The sequence below is a fragment of the Enterobacter sp. 2VL genome (assembly GCF_005503595.1).
GTDB lineage: Bacteria > Pseudomonadota > Gammaproteobacteria > Enterobacterales > Enterobacteriaceae > Enterobacter > Enterobacter cancerogenus.
In genome coordinates this window covers 464,383-489,591 of sequence record NZ_SCNE01000001.1, presented here as the reverse complement: position 1 = coordinate 489,591, position 25,209 = coordinate 464,383, and the positions used below count along the sequence as shown (strand labels likewise).

Annotated in this window: 22 protein-coding genes; 8 read left to right on the top strand and 14 right to left on the bottom strand. The window is 57.2% G+C overall.

Annotation, left to right across the window (positions count from 1 at the left end):
- Window positions 1-7 precede the first annotated feature (7 nt).
- Together FFS28_RS02305 and FFS28_RS02300 are read right to left on the bottom strand one after the other, a co-directional pair.
- Window positions 8-1,393 (bottom strand): NarK family nitrate/nitrite MFS transporter, encoded by a 1,386-nt coding sequence (locus tag FFS28_RS02305; protein ID WP_137848646.1) that lies wholly within the window; start codon window positions 1,391-1,393, stop codon window positions 8-10.
- Between the two features lie 209 nt (window positions 1,394-1,602).
- Window positions 1,603-2,178: a TetR family transcriptional regulator gene (locus FFS28_RS02300; RefSeq protein WP_137848645.1), complete on the bottom strand. Its 576-nt coding sequence runs from the start codon at window positions 2,176-2,178 to the stop codon at window positions 1,603-1,605.
- A 117-nt stretch (window positions 2,179-2,295) separates the two neighbouring features.
- Between FFS28_RS02300 and FFS28_RS02295 the strand changes: the two genes are divergently transcribed.
- The gene (locus FFS28_RS02295) at window positions 2,296-3,783 is read left to right on the top strand and encodes an MFS transporter (RefSeq protein WP_137848644.1); all 1,488 of its coding nucleotides are present in this window, start codon (window positions 2,296-2,298) and stop codon (window positions 3,781-3,783) included.
- A 76-nt stretch (window positions 3,784-3,859) separates the two neighbouring features.
- Here the strand turns inward: FFS28_RS02295 and FFS28_RS02290 are convergent, their stop codons facing one another.
- Genes FFS28_RS02290 through FFS28_RS02260 form a run of 7 tightly spaced genes read right to left on the bottom strand, consistent with a single transcriptional unit; the run spans window position 3,860 to window position 10,310 of the window.
- Complete coding sequence (locus FFS28_RS02290) at window positions 3,860-5,086, bottom strand: Zn-dependent hydrolase (RefSeq protein WP_088209139.1); 1,227 nt, start codon at window positions 5,084-5,086, stop codon at window positions 3,860-3,862.
- Complete coding sequence (locus FFS28_RS02285; RefSeq protein ID WP_088209138.1) at window positions 5,083-5,565, bottom strand: L-2-amino-thiazoline-4-carboxylic acid hydrolase; 483 nt, start codon at window positions 5,563-5,565, stop codon at window positions 5,083-5,085. Before FFS28_RS02285 ends, FFS28_RS02290 begins: the two co-directional genes overlap by 4 nt.
- An 18-nt stretch (window positions 5,566-5,583) precedes the next feature.
- On the bottom strand, window positions 5,584-6,741 hold the full coding sequence (locus FFS28_RS02280) for a branched-chain amino acid ABC transporter substrate-binding protein (RefSeq protein WP_137848643.1): 1,158 nt from the start codon (window positions 6,739-6,741) through the stop codon (window positions 5,584-5,586).
- A gap of 27 nt (window positions 6,742-6,768) precedes the next feature.
- Window positions 6,769-7,488: an ABC transporter ATP-binding protein gene (locus FFS28_RS02275; RefSeq protein WP_137273152.1), complete on the bottom strand. Its 720-nt coding sequence runs from the start codon at window positions 7,486-7,488 to the stop codon at window positions 6,769-6,771.
- Window positions 7,481-8,248, bottom strand: a complete 768-nt coding sequence (locus tag FFS28_RS02270; protein WP_102890898.1) for an ABC transporter ATP-binding protein — start codon at window positions 8,246-8,248, stop codon at window positions 7,481-7,483. Before FFS28_RS02270 ends, FFS28_RS02275 begins: the two co-directional genes overlap by 8 nt.
- Complete coding sequence (locus tag FFS28_RS02265; protein ID WP_137848642.1) at window positions 8,245-9,351, bottom strand: branched-chain amino acid ABC transporter permease; 1,107 nt, start codon at window positions 9,349-9,351, stop codon at window positions 8,245-8,247. The genes FFS28_RS02270 and FFS28_RS02265 overlap by 4 nt, the downstream gene beginning before the upstream one ends.
- Window positions 9,352-9,359: 8 nt before the next feature.
- Entirely contained in the window at window positions 9,360-10,310 is a 951-nt protein-coding gene (locus FFS28_RS02260; RefSeq protein WP_137848641.1) for a branched-chain amino acid ABC transporter permease, read from the bottom strand.
- Between the two features lie 171 nt (window positions 10,311-10,481).
- On the opposite strand from FFS28_RS02260, the gene FFS28_RS02255 reads away from it, so the two are divergent.
- Entirely contained in the window at window positions 10,482-11,426 is a 945-nt protein-coding gene (locus FFS28_RS02255) for a LysR substrate-binding domain-containing protein (RefSeq protein WP_137848640.1), read from the top strand.
- A gap of 58 nt (window positions 11,427-11,484) precedes the next feature.
- Here FFS28_RS02255 and yddG read toward each other — a convergent pair whose 3' ends face one another.
- Window positions 11,485-12,372: an aromatic amino acid DMT transporter YddG gene (yddG, locus tag FFS28_RS02250; RefSeq protein ID WP_137848639.1), complete on the bottom strand. Its 888-nt coding sequence runs from the start codon at window positions 12,370-12,372 to the stop codon at window positions 11,485-11,487.
- 220 nt (window positions 12,373-12,592) lie between these two features.
- On the opposite strand from yddG, the gene fdnG reads away from it, so the two are divergent.
- The 3 genes from fdnG to fdnI are packed head-to-tail and all read left to right on the top strand — an operon-like array spanning window position 12,593 to window position 17,185.
- Window positions 12,593-15,640, top strand: coding sequence for a formate dehydrogenase-N subunit alpha (fdnG, locus tag FFS28_RS02245; protein ID WP_137848638.1), 3,048 nt, complete (start codon window positions 12,593-12,595; stop codon window positions 15,638-15,640).
- Between the two features lie 11 nt (window positions 15,641-15,651).
- Window positions 15,652-16,536 carry a formate dehydrogenase subunit beta gene (fdxH, locus tag FFS28_RS02240; protein WP_006175370.1) on the top strand — a complete coding sequence of 295 codons (885 nt, stop codon included), beginning with the start codon at window positions 15,652-15,654 and terminating at the stop codon, window positions 16,534-16,536.
- Complete coding sequence (gene fdnI / locus FFS28_RS02235) at window positions 16,529-17,185, top strand: formate dehydrogenase-N subunit gamma (RefSeq protein WP_006175368.1); 657 nt, start codon at window positions 16,529-16,531, stop codon at window positions 17,183-17,185. The genes fdxH and fdnI overlap by 8 nt, the downstream gene beginning before the upstream one ends.
- A gap of 50 nt (window positions 17,186-17,235) precedes the next feature.
- Here fdnI and ppk2 read toward each other — a convergent pair whose 3' ends face one another.
- Window positions 17,236-18,054, bottom strand: a complete 819-nt coding sequence (gene ppk2, locus FFS28_RS02230; protein ID WP_006175363.1) for a polyphosphate kinase 2 — start codon at window positions 18,052-18,054, stop codon at window positions 17,236-17,238.
- 143 nt (window positions 18,055-18,197) lie between these two features.
- On the opposite strand from ppk2, the gene araJ reads away from it, so the two are divergent.
- Window positions 18,198-19,373 (top strand): MFS transporter AraJ, encoded by a 1,176-nt coding sequence (gene araJ / locus FFS28_RS02225; RefSeq protein ID WP_058608758.1) that lies wholly within the window; start codon window positions 18,198-18,200, stop codon window positions 19,371-19,373.
- 11 nt (window positions 19,374-19,384) lie between these two features.
- Here the strand turns inward: araJ and FFS28_RS02220 are convergent, their stop codons facing one another.
- Window positions 19,385-20,587, bottom strand: a complete 1,203-nt coding sequence (locus tag FFS28_RS02220) for an NAD(P)/FAD-dependent oxidoreductase (protein ID WP_137848637.1) — start codon at window positions 20,585-20,587, stop codon at window positions 19,385-19,387.
- A 200-nt stretch (window positions 20,588-20,787) separates the two neighbouring features.
- On the opposite strand from FFS28_RS02220, the gene FFS28_RS02215 reads away from it, so the two are divergent.
- Entirely contained in the window at window positions 20,788-21,294 is a 507-nt protein-coding gene (locus tag FFS28_RS02215; RefSeq protein WP_058608824.1) for an RrF2 family transcriptional regulator, read from the top strand.
- A 39-nt stretch (window positions 21,295-21,333) separates the two neighbouring features.
- Here FFS28_RS02215 and adhP read toward each other — a convergent pair whose 3' ends face one another.
- On the bottom strand, window positions 21,334-22,344 hold the full coding sequence (gene adhP / locus FFS28_RS02210; RefSeq protein WP_137848636.1) for an alcohol dehydrogenase AdhP: 1,011 nt from the start codon (window positions 22,342-22,344) through the stop codon (window positions 21,334-21,336).
- Between the two features lie 244 nt (window positions 22,345-22,588).
- Here adhP and FFS28_RS02205 point away from each other — a divergent pair, with 244 nt between their 5' ends.
- A complete protein-coding gene (locus tag FFS28_RS02205; RefSeq protein WP_137848635.1) occupies window positions 22,589-23,188 on the top strand; it encodes an inorganic diphosphatase in 600 nt (199 codons plus the stop codon).
- A gap of 36 nt (window positions 23,189-23,224) precedes the next feature.
- On the opposite strand, the gene FFS28_RS02200 is transcribed toward FFS28_RS02205, so the two are convergent.
- A complete protein-coding gene (locus tag FFS28_RS02200) occupies window positions 23,225-24,934 on the bottom strand; it encodes an ABC-F family ATP-binding cassette domain-containing protein (RefSeq protein WP_137848634.1) in 1,710 nt (569 codons plus the stop codon).
- Window positions 24,935-25,209 lie beyond the last annotated feature (275 nt).

The following is a 25,209-nucleotide window of genomic DNA, read 5'->3' as shown; positions in this document are numbered from 1 at the left end:
TATTTTGTTATTTTTGTGAGGATTTACGGCCATAAACCAGCCAGGTGACAAAGACACAAACGATGTAAAACACGAGGAACACTTTCATGGCGCCCACTGGCGAACCGGTCATCGCCAGCGAGGTACCGAAGGCCTTGGGAATGAAGAACCCGCCCACCGCGCCAATCGCGGAGATAAAGCCCAGCGCCGCGGCCGTTTCGGTTACCGCTTCGTGCTGCGCCTGTTCGTCCGTTCCGCCTTCCTGCTTAACGCGGTTTAGGGTGATTTGGCGGAAAATAACCGCAATCATCTGGAACGTCGAGCCGCTGCCGAGGCCTGCGGTGAGGAACAGCCCCATAAAGACCAGGTAGAACGCGATGAAGCTGCCGGACCCGCTACCGGGCAGCGTCAGGAAGATCAGCGCGCTAAACACGGCCATAAAGATAAAATTAATCAGCGTCACGCGTACGCCGCCCAGCCTGTCGGAGATCATGCCGCCCGCCGAGCGCGCCAGAGCGCCAATCAGCGGGCCAAAGAAGGCGAGGTGCAGGATATTGACGTCCGGGAACTGGGTTTTCGACAACATGGCAAAACCCGCCGAAAAACCGATAAACGAGCCGAAGGTCGCGAGATACAGCAGGCTCAGCAGCCAGAGGTGAAAACGCTTCAGAACCGGAAGCTGACTGGCAATCGAGGCCTTAGAGCTGGCGATATCGTTCATGCCGAAGAACGCGGCAATAGTGGCCAGCAGCAGTAGCGGCGCCCAAATCCAGGCGGCATTCGCCAGCCACAGGGTTGAGCCGTCTTCCTGGGGCACGCCGTGAACCCCAAGGAAAGTGAACATTGGCAGGAAGATAACCAGCGGGGCGAGTAACTGCATGACGCTCACGCCGAGATTGCCCAGCCCACCGTTGATGCCGAGCGCGCTACCCTGGCGGGATTTCGGGAAGAAGAAGCTGATGTTGCCCATGCTGGAGGCAAAGTTTGCGCCCGCAAAACCGCACAACAGGGCGATCACGATAAACACCCAGTAGGGCGTGGCGGTGTTCTGAATCGCAATGCCTAGCCACACGCAGGGAATTATCAGAATAACGGTGCTGAAGACGGTCCAGTAACGCCCGCCAAATATCGGCACCATAAAGGAATAGGGGACGCGCAATATTGCCCCGGAAAGAGAGGGTAACGCGGTTAACATAAACAGCTGATCGGTAGTGAAATTAAATCCGACTTTATTAAGATTTACCGCAATGGCGCTAAATAACATCCATACGCAAAAGGCGAGTAGCAGACAGGCCACGGAGATAATCAAATTTCGTCGCGCAATATGTTTTCCCTTATTCTCCCAAAACTGCGCATTTTCCGGTTTCCAGTTACTTAAAAGATAATGATTATTTTTCTCACTTTGTTGTGACATAGCGCCCTCTTGCTTAATTAAATGAAGAAAAAATTAAGTGAAAACAGTCAAATGCCTGAAGGGTGTTAAATATATTTTTTGGATGTTTTGGGATACTTCTGAAAGGATAGATAAAAAAGCGACCCCGGGAGAAGGAGATGGGAAAGCAGGGTCGCTTTATGTGTTACCAATTGTAACTTTTTGTGGGAATTACTACCACCGAGGGAGTATTAAAACAATTCCAGCGAAATCATTTTATCCAGATGTTTATTAAAGGCGGCGTCGTCTATTTCAGGCATATTTAAAACATAAATGCCGTCAAGACCACAGACCAGGCCGATCAAGCGCCAGGCGACGTCTTCGGCGCGGTCGGTCAGGGTAAAGTCTCCGGCGTTTGCACCTGCATTAATAATGGCGACCGTCTCCTGGTGCCACATCTCCATCGTCAGCACGTACGCGCCTTTGATATCGCTGTCGCGGCTCGCCAGAATCTGCGCTTCGCGCCACAGGCGGATATAGGGTTCAAAACCACCTTCATCGCTGCCGAGCATGGCGCGCAGCCGTTCGCGCCAGCTTGCGTCTTCACCGACCACTTCCGCGTCCAGCAGTTCGCGGATAAGCCGAACGAACGCCAGCGATTTGAGTTCGCCACCGGAGGTGAAATGGTGATGCACCTGTCCCGTGGCGACCCCGGCCTCCGCTGCAATCCTCCGTACCGTCATGGCCGCCAGTCCTTCGCTCAGCGCGACGCGCATGGCTGCCAGTAAAATCTCTTCCCGTCGCTCATCCTTGCTCAGATAACGCATTTTTTCTCACTCTCAATGGGGATGAAACAAGTGTAACAAAGCACTGGACAAGTGTTCAACTTTACGTAGGATCGCAGCCTGGACATGTGTCCAGTTTTCAAAATAAAAAGGATATTTATGTTTCGTCAGTGGTTAGCGTTAGTGATTATCGTGCTGGTGTATATCCCGGTAGCGATTGACGCGACGGTGCTGCACGTGGCGGCGCCGACATTGAGCATGACGCTGGGTGCCAGCGGCAATGAATTGCTGTGGATTATTGATATTTACTCGCTGGTGATGGCGGGGATGGTGTTGCCCATGGGCGCGCTGGGGGATCGCATCGGCTTTAAGCGACTGCTGATGATCGGCAGTACCTTGTTTGGCCTGTCATCCCTGGCGGCGGCCTTTGCGCCGACGGCAGGGTGGTTGATTGCTGCTCGTGCCTCGCTGGCCATCGGTGCGGCGATGATCATTCCGGCAACGCTTGCCGGGATCCGCACGCTGTTTACCGATGCCCGTCACCGCAACATTGCGCTTGGCGTCTGGGCGGCAGTTGGGTCCGGCGGCGCGGCTTTTGGCCCGCTGATTGGCGGCATCTTGCTTGAGCACTTCTACTGGGGTTCGGTCTTTTTGATCAACGTGCCGATCGTGCTGGTGGTGGTTTCCCTCGCCGCCCGGTTTGTGCCTGCCCAGCAGGGGCGGCCCGAGCAGCCGCTGAATATCGGCCATGCGATCATGTTGATTGTGGCGATTTTACTCCTGGTCTATAGCGCGAAAACGGCGCTGAAAGGCGATCTCTCTCCGTGGCTGGTGGCCTCTGTGCTGGTTGTCGGGGCGGTGATGCTCTTTATCTTCGTGCGTATCCAGTTGCGCGCCCGCGTGCCGATGATCGATATGCGGCTGTTCTGCCATCGCATCATCCTGAGCGGGGTAGTGATGGCGATGACCGCCATGATCGCCCTGGTCGGCTTCGAACTGCTGATGGCGCAGGAGTTGCAGTTTGTTCACGGTTTCACGCCGTTTGACGCCGGTATGTTTATGCTGCCGGTGATGGTTGCCAGCGGATTCAGCGGCCCGATTGCCGGTGTGCTGGTGGGGCGTCTGGGGCTGCGCATTGTGGCGGCTGGCGGTATGGGGCTGAGCGCGGTGAGCTTTATCGGGCTGTCGATGCTCGATTTCAGTACCCAGCAGTGGCAGGCGTGGTGCCTGATGGTGCTGTTAGGCTTTAGCGCGGCGAGCGCGCTGCTGGCCTCCACTTCGGCGATTATGGCGGCGGCACCGAAAGAGAAAGCGGCGGCGGCGGGCGCTATCGAGACCATGTCCTACGAGCTGGGCGCGGGTCTCGGGATCGCTATTTTTGGCCTGCTGTTGACCCGCAGCTTCTCGGCGTCGATTGTCCTGCCGCAGGGGCTGAACGCATCCCTGGCGGATAAAGCGTCCTCATCTATCGGCGAAGCGGTGAAGGCGGCGCAGGATCTGTCGCCTGCGTTAGCGGAGTCGGTCATCGAGGCGGCGAAGACGGCATTTATCACCTCGCACAGCGTGGCGCTCGGCAGCGCGGGGGGCATGCTGTTGCTTCTGGCGGTGGGGATTTGGTTTAGCCTGGCGAAGGTGCCGAAGGCGTAAAACAAGCCCGGTGGCGCTGCGTTTACCGGGCCTGACGTGTGGATGCAGGCCCGGTAAGGTTAAGCCGTCACCCGGCTTATTTTTCCAGCGCGGCGGCCAACACGCTGTGCAACAGCACGTTGGCCCCTTTCTCTGACCACGTCGGCAGGATCTTTTCTGCTTCGTTATGGCTGATGCCTTTCACGCACGGAATGAAGATCATGCTGGCGGGGGCCACCTTGCTGACGTAGCAGGTGTCGTGTCCGGCGCCGGAGACCATCGACTTTGACGAATAGCCCAGCGCGGCGACGGCATTTTCCGTACGGGCCAGGCAGGCTTCGTTAAAGGCGATGGGCGCATAGTCGAAGATGCGCTCGACGTTGGCCGTCACGCCGCGTGCGGCCAGGTTTTTCGTCGCCTCATACAGCCCGGCTTCCATAGAGTCGAGCGCGTCCTGTGAAGGGTGGCGAAACTCCACGCTGCACTCCACTCGTGAAGGGACAACGTTACGCGAGTTCGGCGTGACCTGCACCATGCCGATGGTGGCGCGTCCGTCCGGTGCAAATTGATACCCGATCTCCTCCACGTTCAGCGCCAGCCCGGCGAAGGCGATGACCGCATCGCGGCGGCTGTGCATCGGCGTCGTTCCCGCATGGGCGGCAAAACCGTCGAGCGTTACCGTAAACCAGCGCTGACCCATGGCCGCCCGCACCAGGCCGATGTCGATCTCTTCCTCTTCGAGAATCGGCCCCTGTTCAATATGCAGCTCATAGCAGGCGTGAACCGGAAACGCGCGGGCAGGGCGTTCGCCACGATAGCCAATCGCTTCCAGCGCCTCGCGAACGGTGACCCGCTGGTTGTCCATCCTGGCGTAAGCAAAGTCTTCCGAGAGCTGGCCTGCCCAGACGCCGGAGGCCAGCATCGCCGGGGCGAAGCGCGCGCCTTCTTCGTTGGTCCAGTTCACCAGCACGATGTCGCGCTCGGTTTCAATCGCGTTATCGTTCAGGGTGCGCAGCAGTTCCAGCCCGGCCAGCACGCCGTAAATACCGTCGTAATTGCCGCCGAGCGGCTGCGAATCCACATGCGATCCGGTCATGACCGGGGCAAGCGCCGGGTTTTTACCCGCGCGACGGATAAACATGTTGCCCATGCTGTCAACGTCACAGGTGAAGCCCGCCTCCAGCGCCCAGTCGCGCAGCAGGTTGCGCGCAATGCGATCTTCCTCGCTTAACGCCAGGCGGGTGACGCCTCCGGCGGGAGTGCCGCCGATCTGCGCCATCATCTCCAGCGTCGACCAGAGTCGTTCGGCGTTAACCCTGATCATGCGTTGTCCTTTTTGCTGCGGTAGCGGAAGTCACAGCACGAGCCGCCCTGCATGATGGTGGTGGTGCGGGTCAGTTCCACATCCGGCGCATAGCCGACGATAAACTTCTCATCGCGCGCGCAGGAGAGCAGATGACCAATCTCTCCCAGCCCCATCTCGTGATACATCTCGGCGTAACGGCAGCGGGTGACGTTATAGTTGTACTGCGTGTCGTCGGCGTCGAGGACCTTCACGTCCAGCGCGTTGTCCTTCTCCCACAGATACTGCAGGGCGATAAAGCTTTTCACATCTGCGCCGTGCGGTTCCTTGCTGGCAAATTCTTTGCCCGCGTTGATGGCGGCCTGCTCAATGGCCTCGCCAATGACGGCCTGCGCGCGGGTTTTACCAATCTCGCGCACGAGGATTTCATAAATTGGCTTAATAATTTCTGCTTCAATTTTGCGGCGGGCAAGAATGCCCAGCTCATTATTATCACTCATCACATTGCCTCACTGCGGTTATCTGGATTTCGCGCCGCCGAGCACGGTTTGCGGCTGCCATTTCCCATCGACAACTTTGTAAACGGTGAATGACGGCGAGGTCAGATTGCCTTCTTTATCAAACGCGATTTGTCCGGTTACGCCGGAATAGCTGATGGCGCGCAGGGCAGGCAGATAGTCGGCAGGATCGACCGAGTCCGCTTTTTCCATGGCGGCAACCAGCACGCGGGTGGCGTCATAGGCAAACGGCGCATGCAGTTCAATATGGGTGTGATAGCGGGACTGGTACGCCTGCTCGAAGGCTTTACCGCCCGGCATCTGCTCGACCGGCAGGCCCGGCTCCAGCGCCACAACGCCTTCACCCTCTTTTTGCGCCAGCTGCAGGAAGGTCTGGCTGACGAAGCCGCCCGCGCCCATCAGGGTGGCCTTCATGCCCAGCTGTTTGATGCGTCGCGCCAGCGGGGCGGCCTGGCTGTCCACGCCGCCGAAGAAGATCAGGTCGGCATTTTTACTGCGAATGGCGGTCAGCACGGCGCTGAAATCGACGGTTTTATCGTCGACATACTGGCGGTCAACGATCTTCACGCCCTGTGCATCCAGCGATTTAATGAATTCGTCCGCCAGACCCTGACCAAAGGCGGTACGGTCGTCGATCACCGCAATGCGTTTCGCTTTCAGGGTATTGACTGCGTATTGACCGGCAAACTGGCCGCCGTCATCGTCGTGACCCATCACGCGGAAGCTGGTGTCAAAGCCCTGTTTGGTATAGGCATGACCGGTTGCGACCGGGGCAACCTGCGCGATACCCGCGTCGTGATAGACCCGCGCTGCCGGAATGCTGGTGCCGGTATTCCAGTGGCCGACCACGCCCGCCACGCCGCTGTCGACCAGACGCTGCGCCACGGCAACGGCGGTACGCGGGTCGGACTGGTCATCTTCGGACTGCAGCTTAAAGGTCACGGCTTTGCCGCCGATGGTCGGGTGCTGTTTGTTGATATCATCAATAGCCAGCTGCGCGCCGTTTTCGAGATCTTTCCCGATACGGGCAGACGGCCCGGTTAACGGCCCCGCCAGGCCAATGACCACGGTTTCGCTGTTTGCTGCCCATCCGCCGGTAGAGGCAAAACCGCTGAGCAGAATAGCGGCGCTAAGCGCACTGATTTTTACTGTTTTCATTGTTTTCCCTGATGTTGGTTGGTGTTGTTAAACGGGCATTTCGCCCAAATAAATGTGTGCAATCTGGTCATCATTGAGCAGCGCGTGAGACTCACCGCGATGCACAATGCTGCCGCTGTCCATCACCCATGCGCTGTCCGTGACCTCAAGCGCCAGACGGGCATTCTGTTCGATAAGCAGCAGTGCAACGCCGCGTTCGCGCAGCCCGGCGATGACGGCAAAAATGTGTTCAACCATCTTCGGCGCAAGCCCCATTGACGGCTCGTCGAGGATCAGCAGCCGCGGGCGGCTGAGCAGGGCGCGGTTCAGTGCCAGCAGCTGTTGCTCCCCGCCGGAGAGCAGGCCCGCCAGCTGGTGCTGGCGTTCACCGAGACGCGGGAAACGGTCAAAAATCTCGTTCATTTCGCGCTTAACGGTGACGCTGTCACTTCTCAGCCAGGCACCCATCTGCAAATTTTCCAGTACCGTCATTCGGGCGAAGATGCCGCGCCCTTCGGGAACCATCACCAGGCCGTCGCGCAGCAGGGCTTCGGGTTTCTGTTTGCGGACATTTTTGCCATTAAAGGTGATGGTGCCGGTAAAGCGTTCCAGCCCGGTAATGGCGCGAACGGTGGAACTTTTACCGGCGCCATTTGCGCCGATAAGCGTGGCCTGCTCACCGTCGTGCAAGGTGAAGGAGACATCGCGTACTGCCTGAATGCCGCCGTAATGCACGTCGAGGCGTTCGACCTTAAGAAGTTCAGACATGGGCGTTGCCTCCAAGCCAGGCCGCAATAACTGCCGGATCGCGTCGCACGCTTTCCGGCGTACCGCTGGCGAGCGTTTTGCCATAGTCGAGGACCGTCAGGCGGTCGCAGATGCCCATGACCAGCTTGACGTCGTGTTCAATCATCAGCAGCGTTTTGCCGTCGTCGCGGATGCGGATTAACAGCTCGCCCAGAGCGACTTTTTCCGTCGCATTCATTCCGGCGGCGGGTTCATCCAGCGCCAGCAACTGCGGGTCTGTTGCCATGGCGCGTGCGATTTCGAGTCGACGCTGGTGTCCATAGGCCAGATCGCAGGCGCGGTAGTGGGCATACTTCGCAATACCGGTGTATTCCAGCCAGTGCCAGGCCTGTTCACGAGTTTGTGCTTCTTCCGCGCGGGCGCGTTTGTGACGGCTCAGCGCCGCCCATAGTCCGTTGCGGGTGCGCACATGCCGCCCGACCATCACGTTTTCAAGCACCGACATGTCGTTAAACAGGCGCACGTTCTGGAAGGTTCTGGCGATCCCTGCGGCGGTCACTTTCTCGATCTGTTTCGGGTAATAGGGTTTGTCCGCAATGAAAAATTCACCGCTGTCGGCCGGGTAAAGCCCGGTGATCAGGTTGAAGCAGGTGGTTTTTCCCGCGCCGTTAGGGCCAATCAGGCCGTAGATCTCGCCCCGGTTAATAGAGAGCGAGACGTTATCGACCGCGGTCAGACCGCCAAAACGTTTGGACATGTTGCGCACGGTTAACAGGCTCATGCTTTCACCTCCTTATGACGTACCGGCCAGATGCCGGACGGACGAACGAGCATGACCAGCACCAGCGCCAGTCCGTAAAACAGCTGGCGTAACACTTCGGGATCGATGAGTACCGTTCCGAACAGCGCCTGTTGCACGGGTGCCGCCTGGCTGCGCAGCAGCTCCGGCAGGGCGGTTAACAGTACCGCGCCGAGGATCACGCCCGGGATGTGTCCCATCCCGCCGAGCACCACCATCGCCAGCACGGCAATGGACTCCTGAAGGGTGAAGGATTCCGGTGAGACGAATCCCTGAAACGCGCCAAACAACGCGCCCGCTACGCCGCCAAACGAGGCACCCATCGCAAAGGCCAGCAGCTTGTAGTTGCGCACGTTAATGCCCATCGCCCGGGCGACGTCCTCGTCTTCACGGATGGCGTGCCAGGCGCGGCCAATGCGCGAATGCTGCAGACGCAGGCAGACGAAGATAATCCCCACGATCACCAGCATCAGCAGGTAGTACCACAGCCACAGGGCAGGCACCTTCACGCCGAACCAGTGGTATACGCCGCTAAACTTCAGGCCAAACAGGTTCAGGGTATCAACGCCGGTAATGCCCTTAGCGCCGTTGGTGATGTTCACCGGGCGGTCAAGGTTGCGCATCAGGATACGGATGATCTCCCCGAAGCCGAGGGTCACAATGGCCAGATAGTCGCCGCGCAGCTTCAGCGTCGGCGCGCCGAGAACGATGCCGCACACCGCCGCAACCAGTGCGGCGATGGGGATGATCAGCAGATAGGATGTGTGCAGTCCGTCGGGGAACCAGACGGCGAGGATCGGGAACACCTCCAGCAGATGCGGAGAAGCCAACAGCGCGGCGAGATACGCCCCGACCGCGTAAAAGGCAATAAAGCCCATATCCAGCAGGCCGGTGTAGCCGACGACGATATTCAGCCCCAGCGCCAGCATGATGTAGAGCAGCGCGAAATCGATCACGCGCACCCAGTAGTTACCGCCGAGTTGGGTGGCAACGACGGGCGCTACCAGCAGAGCAAGGCAGAACAGCGTCATGCCGGACCAGAATTTACGCGTCGCGGCGGGTGTAGGTAGTGGTATGGTTGTCATCGTTTCCCTTACGCTCTGTGCGCCACGCGCTCACCAAGTAAACCAGCCGGGCGGAAGACCAGCACCAGAATCAGCACGATGAAGGCAAACACGTCCTGATAATTACTGCCGAACACGCCGTCAGTGAGTTCACCGAGGTAGCCTGCACCCAGCGCTTCGATGACGCCGAGCAAGATCCCGCCGATCATCGCGCCGCGTATATTGCCAATCCCGCCGAGTACCGCCGCGGTAAAGGCTTTAATGCCCGGCAAAAAGCCCATCGAGAAGCTGGCGTTGCCGTAGTTGCTGGCCATCATCACGCCCGCCAGTGCGGCAAACATCCCGCCGATGGCAAAGGTCAGCGTAATAATGGCGTTCGGATTGACCCCCATCAGCGTGGCGACGCGTGGGTTTTCAGCAACCGCCCGCATGCCGCGCCCGAGCCGGGTGTATTCCACCAGCAGCCACAGCCCGATCATCACGATCAGCGCCAGCGCGACGGTGACAATCCCCGTTACGGTGATAATGGCAGGGGGATGCGCTTCGCTACCGGCGGTGATGGCAATGGGGTCCATAGGCAGGATCTGCGGGAACATCAGCGGATTACGCGTCCAGATAATCATCGCCACCGTTTGCAGTAATACGGAGACGCCAATCCCGGAGATCAGCGGCGCCAGGCGCGGCGCGTTGCGCAGGCGGCGATAGGCGAAGCGTTCTACCGCCATGGCCAGCACGGCGCAAACCGCCATGGCAATCGACAGGGCAAAGCCGAGCTGCAGCAGCTGCGGCATGTGCGGGAAGGTTGTGTTCAGGGCGTTGAGGGCGGAGAGCGTGGTAAGCGCGCCAACCATCAGAATATCGCCGTGGGCAAAGTTAATAATGCGCAAAATGCCATACACCATGGTATAGCCCAGCGCGATCAGCGCGTAGATGCTTCCCAGCATCACACCGTTGATCAGTTGTTGTATGAGTGTGTCCAACGTTCGTACCCGACAAATTGCTCTTTCAGCGGCTACCATCCAACAAATGAATAAAATTGTAAAATACAGATAAATTATTTCTTATGATAAACCGGTATTGTTTTATCTTTATGATTTGCATGACTATATTGAAAGCCCATGACGGGGTAAAAAGCCTAAAGAAATCAATATATGAATAAAACAGAACAATCGAACGCTGCGCCCGCCGATGGTGAAAGCCGTCTGGCAAACGATCCGCCGCTGCGTGCCGTTCGTGCCTTTGAAGCCATTGCCCGGCTGGGAAGCGTAACGCAGGCCGCGCAGGAGCTGGATATTTCGCCCTCCGCCGTGAGCCATCAGTTGAAGGTACTGGAAGGGTATCTCCAGATGCCCCTGACCGAGCGCCAGGGAAGGAAGCTGGTGCTGAGCCAGCAGGGACGCGATTACTACCGTTCCATCCGCGCGGCCTTTAACGTGCTGCGTCAGGCGACGGAACACCTGGTTGAACAGTCGCAAACGCGTCAGGTCACCATCAGCCTGATCCCGCTGTTCGGCATGGGCTGGTTTATTCCACGCCTGCCGGCATTTATGCGGGCGAATCCCCAAACCGAAATCAACGTGGTGTATGCCAACCATCGCAACTACCTGAGCGATGCCTCGGATATGTCGATCCGCTTCGGCAACGGGCAGTGGGCGGGCTATCAAAGTGAAAAGTTGATTTCAGGACAAATGGTCCCGGTGTGCAGCCGCGCATTTTTACGCATTCACGGGCATATCGACACCCCAGAGCAGCTTCTGCAAATGCCGTTGCTGCACGATGAGGAGCGATCCACCTGGCAGCAGTGGTTTGTTCAGCAGGGCGTAAAGCGTCCCCCACGCCGCAGCGGCCCGATGTTTGAGGATGGCTTGCTGACGCTCGCGGGTGTGCAGGCCGGGCTGGGCTGTGCGCTGATGCGCGAGCCGCTGATTGCGCCTTATCTTGAGAGCGGTGAGCTGGTGAAAATTTTCAATGCGCCGATCGACGACGGGCGAGATTACTACCTGTGTGTGCGGTCTGACACGGACATGACCGAAGACGGCAAGCTGCTGCAAAACTGGCTGCGCCGTGCCGCAGGGAGCGAACAGCCCGGGGTATAGCAGTTCAAAAAGCCAGCTTGATAAGCTGGCTTGGAGGGCAAATATCGAAACGGGTGGGTCAGACTTTTGCTTTTCGCGTGGCGTGCCAGCACAACAATGACCCGACGCACACCATCACCGCGCCCTGCCAAAAGGCGAAGGAGAGCGGTGCGCTTAACAGGGCAGCCGCCAGCGCGGAGGACAATACCGGCGTAAAATAGGAGGCGGCGGCGAGCAGGGTCACATTACCGTGCAGAATACCGACATTCCAGGCAGCGTAGCCAAAACCCAGCGCGACGCCACAGAGTAATAACTTCACCACTACCGGCACGCTGAACATCATTTCTGGCTGATCGCTGAGGGCATATTTGATCCACAAACTGAGCGCCGTCAGCAACACGAAAAGGGTAATACCGTTTTTCCCGCCGGCATATTTGCTGGTTACGGTGCAGTAAGCCGCCCAGATAAATGCCCCGGAGAAGGCCAGGGCATAACTCAGCGGGCTGGAGGTAATATTGCGGAGGATTTCATCAACCTGTAATCCCTGTTCGCCGCCTAATACCCAGCTCACGCCCAGCAGGGAGAGGGCCAGGCCGGGGATCACCCACAGAGTCGATTTTTGGCCGTTGAACAAAATCGCAAACACAATCGTCAGGCTCGGCCACAGATAATTGACCATCCCCACTTCGATGGCCTGCGAACGCGTGGCGGCGTAACCCAGCGACAGGGCCAGGCAAATTTCATAGCTGACGAACAGCACGCTCCCGGCAATAAGATAGCGCGGGGAAAAGCGTCTTACATCGGGAAAACCCACCGTGACCAGACATAACAGACCGCTCACGGTGTAAATCATTGCCGCGCCGCCCACCGGCCCCAGCGCTTCGCTTACGCTGCGAATCAGCCCGACCATGGTGCTCCATAACAGTATTGCCGCCAGTCCTGTGAGCGTCGCTCTCTTTCTGTCCATTTCTTCGCCAGTGTTCTTATATTCAAAGGGAAAAGTTATAACATCGATTCCATTCACCTTGCGAATAATGTGCGCGCAAAGTAGCCCCTAAGGAGTACATAAACTCAACGACCATGACTATTTAGGGGGCTAAATAAGGTGTACTTGATTTGACGCAAAAAAAACAGGGACTTTGCTGTTAGCTTGCGGCGCGAATTCTCAAAAGTAAACGAGGACAGCAATGGACGTCAGCCGCAGACAATTTTTCAAAATCTGCGCGGGCGGTATGGCCGGGACAACAGTCGCTGCGCTGGGATTCGCTCCCAAAATGGCACTGGCTCAGGCGCGCAACTTTAAACTGCTGCGCGCCAAAGAGATCCGCAACACCTGCACATACTGCTCCGTGGGTTGTGGGCTATTGATGTATAGCCTGGGTGATGGCGCAAAAAACGCCAAAGAAGCGATTTATCATATTGAAGGGGATCCGGATCATCCGGTGAGCCGTGGGGCACTTTGCCCGAAAGGCGCGGGGCTGCTGGACTACGTTCACAGCGAAAACCGTCTGCGCTATCCGGAGTACCGCGCGCCAGGTTCTGACAAATGGCAGCGTATCTCCTGGGATGACGCGTTCACCCGCATTGCAAAATTAATGAAAGCCGACCGCGACGCCAATTTTATTGAAAAGAACGAGCAGGGCGTCACGGTTAACCGCTGGCTTTCTACCGGGATGCTTTGTGCATCCGCGGCAAGCAATGAAACCGGCATGCTGACGCAAAAATTTGTGCGCTCCCTTGGCATGCTGGCAGTAGACAACCAGGCGCGCGTCTGACACGGACCAACGGTAGCAAGTCTTGCTCCAACATTTGGTCGCGGTGCGATGACCAACCACTGGGTTGATATCAAAAACGCCAACGTCGTCGTGGTCATGGGCGGTAACGCCGCTGAGGCCCATCCGGTGGGATTCCGCTGGGCGATGGAAGCGAAAAACAACAACGATGCGACGCTTATCGTCGTCGATCCGCGCTTTACGCGTACGGCATCGGTGGCCGATATTTATGCGCCAATCCGCTCCGGTACGGACATTACGTTCCTGTCTGGCGTGCTGTTGTACCTGATCGAAAACAACAAAATTAACGCTGAATACGTTAAGCATTACACCAACGCCGGCCTGCTGGTGCGGGAAGATTTTGCCTTCGAAGACGGCCTGTTCAGCGGCTATGACGCGGAAAAACGCCAGTACGATAAGTCTTCCTGGAACTACCAGTTCGACGAAAACGGCTATGCGAAACGCGACGACACCCTGACCGATCCGCGCTGCGTGTGGAATATGCTGAAACAGCACGTGTCCCGCTACACGCCGGATGTGGTTGAAAACATCTGCGGTACGCCAAAAGCAGATTTCCTGAAAGTGTGTGAAGTGCTGGCGTCTACCAGTGCAGCAGACAGAACCACCACGTTCCTGTATGCGCTTGGCTGGACACAGCACACCGTGGGCGCGCAGAACATCCGCACCATGGCGATGATCCAGCTGCTGCTCGGCAACATGGGGATGGCCGGTGGCGGCGTGAACGCGCTGCGTGGTCACTCCAACATTCAGGGCCTGACCGATCTTGGCCTGCTGTCGACCAGCCTGCCGGGCTATCTGACGCTGCCGTCAGAAAAACAGACTGATTTCCAGACCTGGCTCACGGCGAATACGCCAAAAGCCACGCTGCCGGATCAGGTGAACTACTGGAGTAACTATCCGAAGTTCGCCGTCAGCCTGATGAAATCCTTCTACGGCGATGCGGCGCAGAAAGAGAACGACTGGGGCTTTGAGTGGCTGCCGAAATGGGACCAGGCCTACGACGTCATCAGGTATTTCAACATGATGGATAAAGGCAACGTCACGGGCTACATCTGCCAGGGCTTTAACCCTGTTGCGTCGTTCCCGGACAAAAACAAAGTGGTTCGCAGCCTGAGCAAGCTGAAGTACATGGTGGTTATCGATCCGCTGGTGACCGAAACCTCGACCTTCTGGCAGAACCACGGGGAATCCAACGACGTCGATCCGGCCTCGATTCAGACCGAAGTGTTCCGCCTGCCGTCCACCTGCTTCGCGGAAGAGGATGGCTCTATTGCCAACTCTGGTCGCTGGTTGCAGTGGCACTGGAAAGGCCAGGATGCACCGGGTGAAGCACGTAACGACGGCGAAATTCTGGCGGGCATTTACCATCGTCTGCGCGAAATGTATCGCACGGAAGGCGGCAAAGGCGCTGAGCCGCTGCTGAAGATGAGCTGGAGCTATAAGCAGCCGGACCATCCTGAGTCAGAGGAAGTGGCCAAAGAGAACAACGGCGTTGCGCTGGCGGATCTCTATGACGCTAACGGCAACCTGCTGGCGAAGAAAGGCCAGTTGCTGAACAGCTTCGCGCTGCTACGTGATGACGGCACCACGGCCTCTTCGTGCTGGATTTATGCCGGCAGCTGGACCGAACAGGGTAACCAGATGGCTAACCGGGATAACGCCGACCCGTCAGGCCTCGGCAATACGCTGGGCTGGGCATGGGCGTGGCCGCTTAACCGTCGCGTGCTCTACAACCGTGCGTCTGCGGACATCAACGGCAAGCCGTGGGATCCAAAACGTATGCTGATCGAGTGGAACGGTTCGAAGTGGACGGGGAACGATATCCCGGACTTCAACACCGCCGCGCCGGGCAGCAAAACCGGGCCGTTCATCATGCAGCCGGAAGGGCTGGGGCGTCTGTTTGCCCTCGACAAGCTGGCTGAAGGGCCGTTCCCGGAACACTACGAGCCGATGGAAACGCCGCTGGGCACCAACCCGCTGCACCCGAACGTGGTGTCCAGCCCGGTGGTGCGTATCTACGAAGACGACGTGCTGCGTTTAGGCAAGAAGGACAAGTTCCCGTACGTGGGGACTACCTACCGCCTGACCGAGCATTTCCACACCTGGACCAAGCACGCGCGGCTTAACGCCATCGCGCAGCCGGAACAGTTTGTGGAGATCAGCGAGACGCTGGCGAAAGCGAAGGGGATTGCCAACGGCGATCGCGTGAAGGTCAGCAGCAAGCGCGGCTTTATTCGCGCCGTTGCGGTGGTGACCCGCCGTCTGCAGAGCCTGAACGTGCATGGCCAGCAGGTGGAAACCGTCGGTATTCCGCTGCACTGGGGCTTTGAAGGCGTAGCGCAGAAGGGCTATATCGCCAATACCCTGACGCCTAACGTCGGCGATTCCAACTCGCAAACGCCGGAGTACAAAGCGTTTCTGGTTAACATCGAGAAAGCGTAAGGAGCGATTAAATGGCGATGGAAACACAAGACATTATCAAACGCTCCGCGACTAACCCTATCACGCCCGCGCCTCGCGGGCGGGATTACAAGGCTGAAGTTGCCAAGCTTATCGATGTCTCCTCCTGCGTGGGCTGTAAAGCCTGCCAGGTAGCATGTTCAGAGTGGAACGACATTCGTGATGAAGTGGGTCACTGCGTTGGGGTCTACGATAACCCGGCCGATCTGAGCGCCAAATCCTGGACGGTGATGCGCTTTAGCGAAACCGAACAGAACGGCAAGCTGGAGTGGCTGATCCGTAAAGACGGCTGTATGCACTGTGAAGATCCGGGCTGCCTTAAGGCCTGCCCGTCTGCCGGTGCGATTATTCAGTACGCCAACGGCATCGTGGATTTCCAGCAGGACAACTGTATCGGCTGCGGCTACTGCATCGCGGGCTGTCCGTTTAACGTCCCGCGCCTCAATAAAGAGGATAACCGGGTCTATAAATGTACCCTGTGCGTGGATCGCGTCAGCGTCGGGCAGGAGCCTGCCTGCGTGAAGACCTGCCCGACCGGGGCCATTCACTTCGGGACCAAAACCGAGATGCTGGAAGTGGCGCAGCAGCGCGTCGATAAGTTAAAAGCACGCGGCTACGAAAACGCAGGCGTGTATAACCCGCAGGGCGTAGGCGGAACGCACGTGATGTATGTACTGCACCACAACGACCAGCCGGAGCTGTACCACAATCTGCCGAAAGATCCGGCGATCGACACCTCGATCAACCTGTGGAAAGGGGCGCTCAAGCCGCTCTCCGCGGCGGGCTTTATCGCCACCTTTGCCGGACTGATTTATCACTATATCGGCATTGGTCCGAATAAAGAGGTGGATGACGACGAGGAGGAGCATCATGAGTAAGTCAAAGATGATTGTGCGCACGAAATTTATCGACCGCGCCTGTCACTGGACGGTGGTGATCTGCTTCTTCCTGGTGGCAGTATCGGGGATTTCGTTCTTCTTCCCGACGCTGCAGTGGCTGACGGAAACCTTTGGTACACCGCAGATGGGGCGCATTCTGCACCCGTTCTTTGGCGTGCTGATTTTCGTGGTGCTGATGTTTATGTTCGTACGCTTCGTACACCACAACATCCCGGACAAGCAGGACATTCCGTGGGTGAAGGGGATTATCGAAGTTCTGAAAGGCAACGAGCATAAAGTCGCCAAAGTCGGCAAATATAACGCCGGACAAAAGATGATGTTCTGGACCATCATGAGCATGATTTTCGTGCTGCTGGTGACCGGCGTGATCATCTGGCGTCCGTACTTTGCGCCTTATTTCCCGATCCAGTGGGTTCGCTATGCGCTGCTGATCCACGCGACCTCGGCCATCATCCTGATCCACGCCATCCTGATCCATATGTATATGGCTTTCTGGGTGAAAGGGTCGATTAAGGGGATGATTGAAGGGAAGGTGAGTCGCCGCTGGGCGCAGAAACACCACCCGCGCTGGTACCGCGACGTTGAACGTCAGGAAGCGAAAGAAGAGAGCACGAAAGGGCTCAAATAGTATTAAACGCCGCCGGTTTCGACCGGCGGCGTTTTGCTTTCAGACCGCGGTTAAAATCGTTCTTCTACATACCTGAACGGGTATTTTGTCGGCTTTACCTTACCTATTTTACGCTTCGGTAAATCCAGCGTTTCGATATGCAGGTCTTTATAGGGGATCTGGGAAAGCAGATGCGAAATAATATTTAACCGCACGCGTTTTTTATCCTCCGACCGGGCGACAAACCACGGTGCCCAGGCGGTGTCGGTGGCTTTGAACATCTCGTCGCGCGCGACCGTATACTCATCCCATAGATTGAACGATTTAATGTCCATCGGCGACAGTTTCCAGGTTTTCCGTCCGTCGTTAATACGGTCGCGCAGGCGGCGCTCCTGCTCTTTTGGCGTCACTTCAAGCCAGTATTTCAGTAAGATGATCCCCGCATCAACCATCGCTTTTTCCATAACCGGCGTGCCATCAAGAAACTTTTCCACCTGTTCCGGGGTGCAAAAACCCATCACGCGCTCAACGCCCGCGCGGTTATACCAGCTGCGATCGAAGATGACGATTTCACCCGCCGAAGGCAGGTGGGAGACGTAACGCTGCAAGTAGAGCTGGCTCTTCTCCTTTTCTGTGGGAGCCGGCAGGGCGACAACCCGGAATACCCGGGGGCTAACGCGCTCGGTGATGGCCTTGATTGTTCCCCCTTTGCCTGCGCCGTCTCGCCCCTCAAACACGATACAGACTTTCAACCCTTTGCTCACCACCCACTGCTGAAGCTTCACCAGCTCTACGTGCAGACGGCGCAGCTCTTTTTCATACTCTTTCGTTTTAAGCGGTGTTTTCGTCGCGTCATCAACCACTTTGCTCGCGTTCTTTTTGCTGACCATACTTGTCATCCTCTTGCGGACCCACCTGAAGTGTAATCGACCTGAATAAATGGATTAACGTGTCAGAGATCGGTTTTGAACTGGCTCACCATACCAGTTTGGTCAATAATGCCCGTTGCCTCTCATTTATTTGCGGTTGCGGTATGAAAAAAACAATATTTTCGCTGGCACTGGGTACGTTTGGCCTGGGGATGGCCGAGTTTGGCATTATGGGCGTGCTCACCGAACTGGCGCACGACACCGGGATATCCATTCCGTCCGCCGGAAACATGATCTCGTTTTACGCCTTCGGCGTGGTGATTGGCGCACCGATTGTGGCGCTCTTTTCCAGCAAGTTTTCGCTGAAATCCACGCTGCTGTTTCTGGTGGCGATGTGTGCAATCGGCAACGCCATTTTTGCGTTCTCATCCTCCTGGTATGGTCTGGCGATGGGACGTTTGATTTCCGGTTTCCCTCATGGTGCCATCTTTGGCGTGGGGGCGATTGTGCTGTCGAAAATCGCGCCGCCGGGGAAGGTAACGGTCGCGGTCGCGGGGATGATTGCCGGGATGACCGTTGCCAACCTGGTGGGTGTACCGCTGGGAACCTGGCTCGGACATGCATTCAGCTGGCGTTATACCTTCTTCCTGATTGCCTTGTTCGATGCGCTGGTTATTCTCTCCGTGCTGCTGTGGGTGCCCACTATCCACGATAAAACCGCTGCCCGGTTGACCGAACAGTTTCATTTTTTGAAGCGCCCGGAACCCTGGCTGATTTTTGCCGCCACCATGTTTGGCAACGCCGGGGTGTTTGCCTGGTTTAGCTTCGTGAAGCCTTTTATGCTCAACGTTTCCGGTTTCTCCGAAGGGGGAATGACGGCGATTATGATGCTGATGGGGCTTGGGATGGTGCTGGGCAACCTGATGAGCGGGAAACTCTCCGGCCGCTTTAGCCCGTTACGGATTGCCGCTACAACCGATCTGGTGATAGTCGCCTCGCTGCTACTGCTCTTCGCGTTTGGCGAGCACCAGACCGCTTCGCTGACGATGGGGTTCATCTGCTGTGCCGGTTTGTTTGCGCTCTCTGCGCCACTGCAGATCCTGCTGCTGCAAAATGCGAAGGGGGGCGAACTGCTCGGGGCGGCGGGAGGCCAGATGGCGTTTAATCTGGGCAGCGCAATTGGCGCATATTTTGGCGGGATGATGATCACGCTCGGCTTTAGCTGGAGCTACGTTACGCTACCTGCGGCGCTGCTGTCGTTCTCCGCGATGGTGTCGCTGTTGCTCTACGGCTATCAGAAGGCCAAACGTACGCAGGCTAACGCGCGAGCGCTAGCCTGACGGGATACTCCCTACACAAATTTCGCCAGCGGATCGGCCGCCGCAAACGCGACGCTGCGGTCTGCCGCAGGCGGATAAATCAGCTCGTTAGTGATAGCCATTTTGATCTTCTTCGCCTCATCACGCACGGATTTTACCTCCTGCTCCCAGCCTTCGGTGTAGACCGCGCCCCAGCCCCCTAAATCAAGACAGGTCACATAGTTCACCTGACGGTAAGGCAGCGGCGGCTGATTAAGCAGGCTGGCCGCGGCGTTATGGCCCGCAAACTTGCCGAGCTGAATGGCGTGCTGGCAGGTCATCAGCGCCGTGTTGCCCACGTCGTCGGTTTTGGCATGCGCCATATCGCCCGTGGCGTAAATATCCGGGTGGGTGGGAACCTGAAGGTTTTCGTTAACGACAAGACGCCCCTGGCTGTCGCGCTCGCCGTCAATCTGCTGGCTAAGGGTGTTTGCCTCTACACCTGCCGTCCAGACAACAGTAGCAGATGCGATACGCTCGCCGTTTTTCAGCGTGACGCCACCGGCGTCGATGGCTTCAATCTCACTGTTCAAACGCCACTCAATGCCCAGCTCCTCGCTGGCGGCTTCGATGGTATTGCGCAGGGCTTCGCTGTAGCGCCCGCCGATCGCCGCGCCGCGTTCAACTACGATAACTTTAGTCGTTGTCTCGTTACCGAAACGAGCGCGAAGACGGGCAGGCAGTTCGGTTGCCAGTTCGATACCGGTAAAACCACCGCCGCAGACCACAACGGTGTTACGCTCGGGCGTCGAAGGGCGCGCAACCAGCGAATCAAGGTGCTGCTCAAAAAACTGAGCGGATTCCAGCTGGTCGATATCAAACGCATATTCAGCCAGCCCGGCAATCGGTGGACGTTTGGTCTGGCTACCCGTTGCCAGCACCAGGCGCTCATAGCTCAGGGTCATTTCCTGGCCATTCGCATCGCGCCAGACAACGCTTTTATCATTTGCATCAATACGTTCTGCGCTACTCGCAATGAATTCAATGTCCAGTTCGGCAAAGAGATCGCTCAGCGGCGCAACCAGCGTGGCGACCTTTTCTTCATAAAAGCGGGGACGAACGCGCAACTCCGCGACGGGCGCCAGAACGGCAATCGACAGAGTGTTATTCCCCGTCAGCGCGGACAGGCGAGCGGCACTGACCGCAGCCCACATACCGGAAAAACCACTACCCACAATTAAAATCTGCTTTTTCATCTTCGATCCTTTTGGTCGTCAGGCTGGGTGTCTGACATAACTGCAACTATACTTGTCGGAGTTAACTGCGACAACTTCTTTCTGAGTTAAATTTAAATGGTGCCTAAAATCAGCAGGTTAATCAGATGCGGTGACGATGGCGGTGTTTATCATGTGTAACGCCGCTATAATGACCCGGATAAATGACTTCGGAGTTAATCATGGCGTTTTACAGTTCCGGTGTGGAATACGGCATTCACAGCCTGATGTGTATGGTGGATGCGAAAGGGTGCGAGCGAGAGATGAGCGTCCGGGAGATGGCGGCCCTGCAGGGCGTTCCTTATGACTATCTCGGTAAAATCTTTACGCGCCTGTCGCGCGCCGGGCTGGTGATCAGTACGGAAGGCAAGGGCGGGGGATTTAAGCTGGCGCGGCCGGCAGAGCTGATCTCCGTCCTGGATGTGGCGCACGCCATCGATGGTGAAAAAAACATGTTTGAGTGCCGCGAAGTACGCCAGCGGCTGGCCGTGTTTGACGAAACGCCGCCCGCGTGGGTGTGCGACGGTCCTTGCGGCGTACGTTCTGTGATGGACAGCGCGCAGCAGAGGATGGAAGAGGAGTTATCGCGCCACACCATTCTGGATCTTGCGCGCAAGATGTACCGCAAAGCGCCGGACACGTTTCAGATTGAAGTGCAGGAGTGGATTTCCGACAGACGGTCTTCATAACAGGCCGGGCAGGCGAGGCCGCCGCCCGGCATCAGACGCTTACGCGCGTAAATCAATTACCATACGGCCACGGATCTGGCCTTGCTCCATCTCTTTGAAGATGGCATTGATATCTTCCAGCGGACGCATCGTCACTTTTGGCACCACTTTACCTTCTGCCGCGAACTGGAAGGCTTCAACCAGGTCCTGACGGGTGCCAACCAGCGAGCCCACGACCTGAATGCCGTCGAGCACCAGGCGAGGAATATCAAGGCTCATCGCTTCTGGCGGCAGGCCAACGGCCACCACGCGGCCACCGGCACGCACGGCGTCAACCGCAGAGTTAAACGCCGCTTTCGCGACCGCCGTCACCACCGCAGCATGTGCGCCGCCGGTTTTCTCCTGAATCACTTTTGCCGCGTCTTCGTTACGCGAGTTGATGGTCAGGTCTGCACCCATGCTGGCAGCCAGCTTCAGCTGCTCGTCATTCACATCAATGGCGATCACCTTCGCGTTGAAGACGTTTTTAGCATACTGCAGCGCAAGGTTGCCCAGACCGCCCAGGCCGTAAATCGCAATCCACTGGCCGGGTTTGATTGTCGACATTTTCACGGCTTTATAGGTAGTGACGCCCGCGCAGGTGATGCTGCTGGCCGCAGCGGAATCCAGTCCGTCCGGGACTTTGACCGCGTAATCCGCCGTGACGATGCACTCTTCTGCCATACCGCCATCAACCGAGTAACCGGCATTTTTCACGCTGCGGCACAAGGTCTCGTTGCCGGCGTTACAGTATTCGCAGTGCCCGCAGCCTTCGAAGAACCATGCCACGCTCGCGCGGTCGCCAACCTTAAGCGAGTTCACGCCCGGACCAATCTCTTTGACGATACCAATTCCTTCATGGCCGAGAATGACGCCGGTCTTATCGCCAAAATCACCGTTCTTAACGTGAAGATCGGTATGGCACACTCCACAGCATTCCATTTTCAGCAGCGCTTCGCCGTGCTTGAGAGGGCGTAAGGTTTTTTCGGTGACGTTTACCTGATGATCCTGAGTTACGACAGCAGCTTTCATCTGTTTCTCCTTGTTCATGATGTGCATCTGCATTGCAGGTGTGATACCCATTAAGGATTAAGAGTTTAGTGCGGTAATGCAAGGCGGCCGCAACAGATTGTCATACTTTCATCCGATTTCAGATTAAGAATACAGCGATCCACCCATAATCAGGGGGCCAAAAAAGTGCCAAAAAAACGTCATGGTTCTGTCATGTACCAAACGTAACGTGTTGTCTTCTTGATAACCGAAGAGTTAAAAGACAATGCATCTGGTGAAAAAACTTATCGCAATCAGCGTTCTTCTGTCTGCCTCCGTTCATGCACAAAATATTCTCGAATTTCCTCAGCCGGAAAACGCCCCCGAAGAATTCTACGCCGTGACCGAAATTCCGGCGGGCGGGATCGTTAAATATGAAACCGACGCTAAAACCGGCTTTATCGTGGCCGATCGTTTTCAGTCGATGCCTGTGGCCTATCCGGCAAACTACGGCTCGCTGACCCAGTCTCTGGCGGGGGATGGCGATCCGCTGGACGTCATTTTCTATACCCGTGCGCCAATGGCACCGGGCACGCTGATCAAGCTGCGGGCGATTGGCGTGCTGAAGATGGTGGATGGCGGAGACAAGGATGACAAAATCGTTGCGGTACCGGCGAGCAAAATTGACCCTACCTACGACGATATTCAGGCGCTAAGCGATCTGCCAAAAATCGAGGTACAGCGCCTTGAGGCCTTTTTCAGGGTCTACAAGCAATTACCGGAAGGGCGTAAAAAGGTGGAGCTGAGCGGTTTCAACGATGCCGCCACCGCGAAGCAGGAGATCAAACAGGCGTGGGATGCCTGGAAAGCGAAAAACCCGCAGTAAAAAATGGGCCCGGCGAGGCTACCGCCGGGCGCAGTCTTACAGCTGTGCTTCTATCACCTCAATTTCTTTACGCCACTGTGCCTGTAGCTGCGGCTTTTGATGCTTTGGCTTACGGGCCAGATCCTCTTCAAGCAGCGTCTCCAGCGTAACCAGCCGTTCAAACAAATCGTCTGCTGATGAAAGCGTCTGTTCCGCAGGCCGGGACGACGCCGCCTGAGGCGCGATACCCGACGCTTCACGCAGACGCGCAAACACCGCGTCGGCATCGTGCCATTCGGTCAGCATACCGTCCTCAATCAGCCAGAACCGGTTGCAGCTTTGACTGATTAACTGACGATCGTGGCTGACTAACAGCACGCCGCCTGCAAACTGTTGCAGGGTGTCGGCAAGCGCCTCTTTGCCTTCCATGTCCAGGTGGTTGGTCGGCTCATCCAGCATCAGCAGGCTATAGCGGGCAAGCGTCAGGCCAACGAACAACAGGCGAGAACGCTCGCCGCCGCTCAGCGTACTGACTTTCTGCCCGTGACGCGCCCACGGGAACCCGGCGCTGATAAGCGCCATTTTGCGGTTGTGGGGATCGGGCGCAAACGGCTCCAGCGCATCCAGCAGAGATGCCGCGTCCGGCAGCTGATGCAGCGTCTGGTCGTAGTAACCTGGCGATACGCGGGGATGAAGTTTCAGCCTCGCGTCCGTCAGTTCACCGCGAAAATGTCGCCAGATAAGCTTCATCAGCGATGATTTACCGCAGCCGTTACGTCCCACAATCGCCACCCGGTCGCCGCTTTTAAGCCTGGCCGCCTCGACGCTGAACAGCGCCGGAAGCCCCGGTGCAGGCGGTACCTCAAGGTTTTCCATCTCCAGCAGACGGTCAGCCCGCAGCGCGTCGCCGCGCAGGGTCAAGGTCCACTGGCTGCCCGCCGTGACCTCCGTCTGGCTCTCTTTCAGCCGCTCGACCTGTTTTTCCATCTGTTTCGCTTTACGGGCCAGATCCTCGTTGTCGTACACCTTGCCCCAGGTCGCCAGCCGTTTAGCGCTGGCGGCGACGCGGTCGATCTCCTTTTGTTCCGCCTTAAAACGCTGTGCATCGCTTTCGTCTTTTGTTACCAGCGCCCGACGCGCGGCGGTGCAGGGAAGCGCGAAATGGTGGAGCGTTTTATCCCGCAGGATCCAGCTGCCGTTCGTGACGGCATCCAGCAGTTGTCTGTCGTGGGAGACCAGCACAAAGCTGCCGGACCAGTTTTGCAGGAACTGTTCAAGCCACAGCATGGTGGGCAGATCGAGGTGGTTACTCGGCTCGTCCAGGAGCAGCAGGTCCGGCTCGCGTATCAACGCCCGCGCCAGCAGCAGGCGGGTATGCTGCCCGCCACTCAGCGTGGCGGATTGCAAGGCCATATCCTGCGCAGAGAAGCCCATGCTGGCCAGCAGCGTTTCGGCCCTCCAGCGCAGGCTTTCGCGCTCGCTCTGCGCAAGCTGCGCCAGAACCGCGTCCAGCATGGTCAGCGGAAACAGGCTCTCTGGAAGATGTTGCTCGATGCGCGCCACCAGGCAATGCCCGGCGAGAGAGACGCTGCCAGCGGCAGGGGAATCCGTGCCGTCGAGGATCTTCAAAAGCGTGCTTTTGCCGCAGCCGTTATCGCCCAGCAGACCAATGCGGTCGCCTTTTTTCAGCGTAAAGGAGAGTGCGTCGAAGAGCGTGCCAAACGCCGTATCAACACGTAAAGATTGTGCAGTGAGTAGTGTGCTCATTGTTGCTTACCCAGGAGTTACAGGCATGTTTATGCCTCGTCAAACATCGCTGACGATAACTCAGTAAGCCCGAGAGAAGGGATTCAGGGGGGTAGTGTCTTCGCTCAAGCCGAAGTTATCGCAGCACGATATCGATAACGCCTGAGCAAATGCGATCACCAAGAGTATGTGAAAAATTGAAAATTTCACAGTACAGCATAACAGGCCTCCTTATATATTCAGTTAGTTAATGGATGAGAGGAGTGTAGCGGGGGAACGCACGTTTGGCTAGTGGG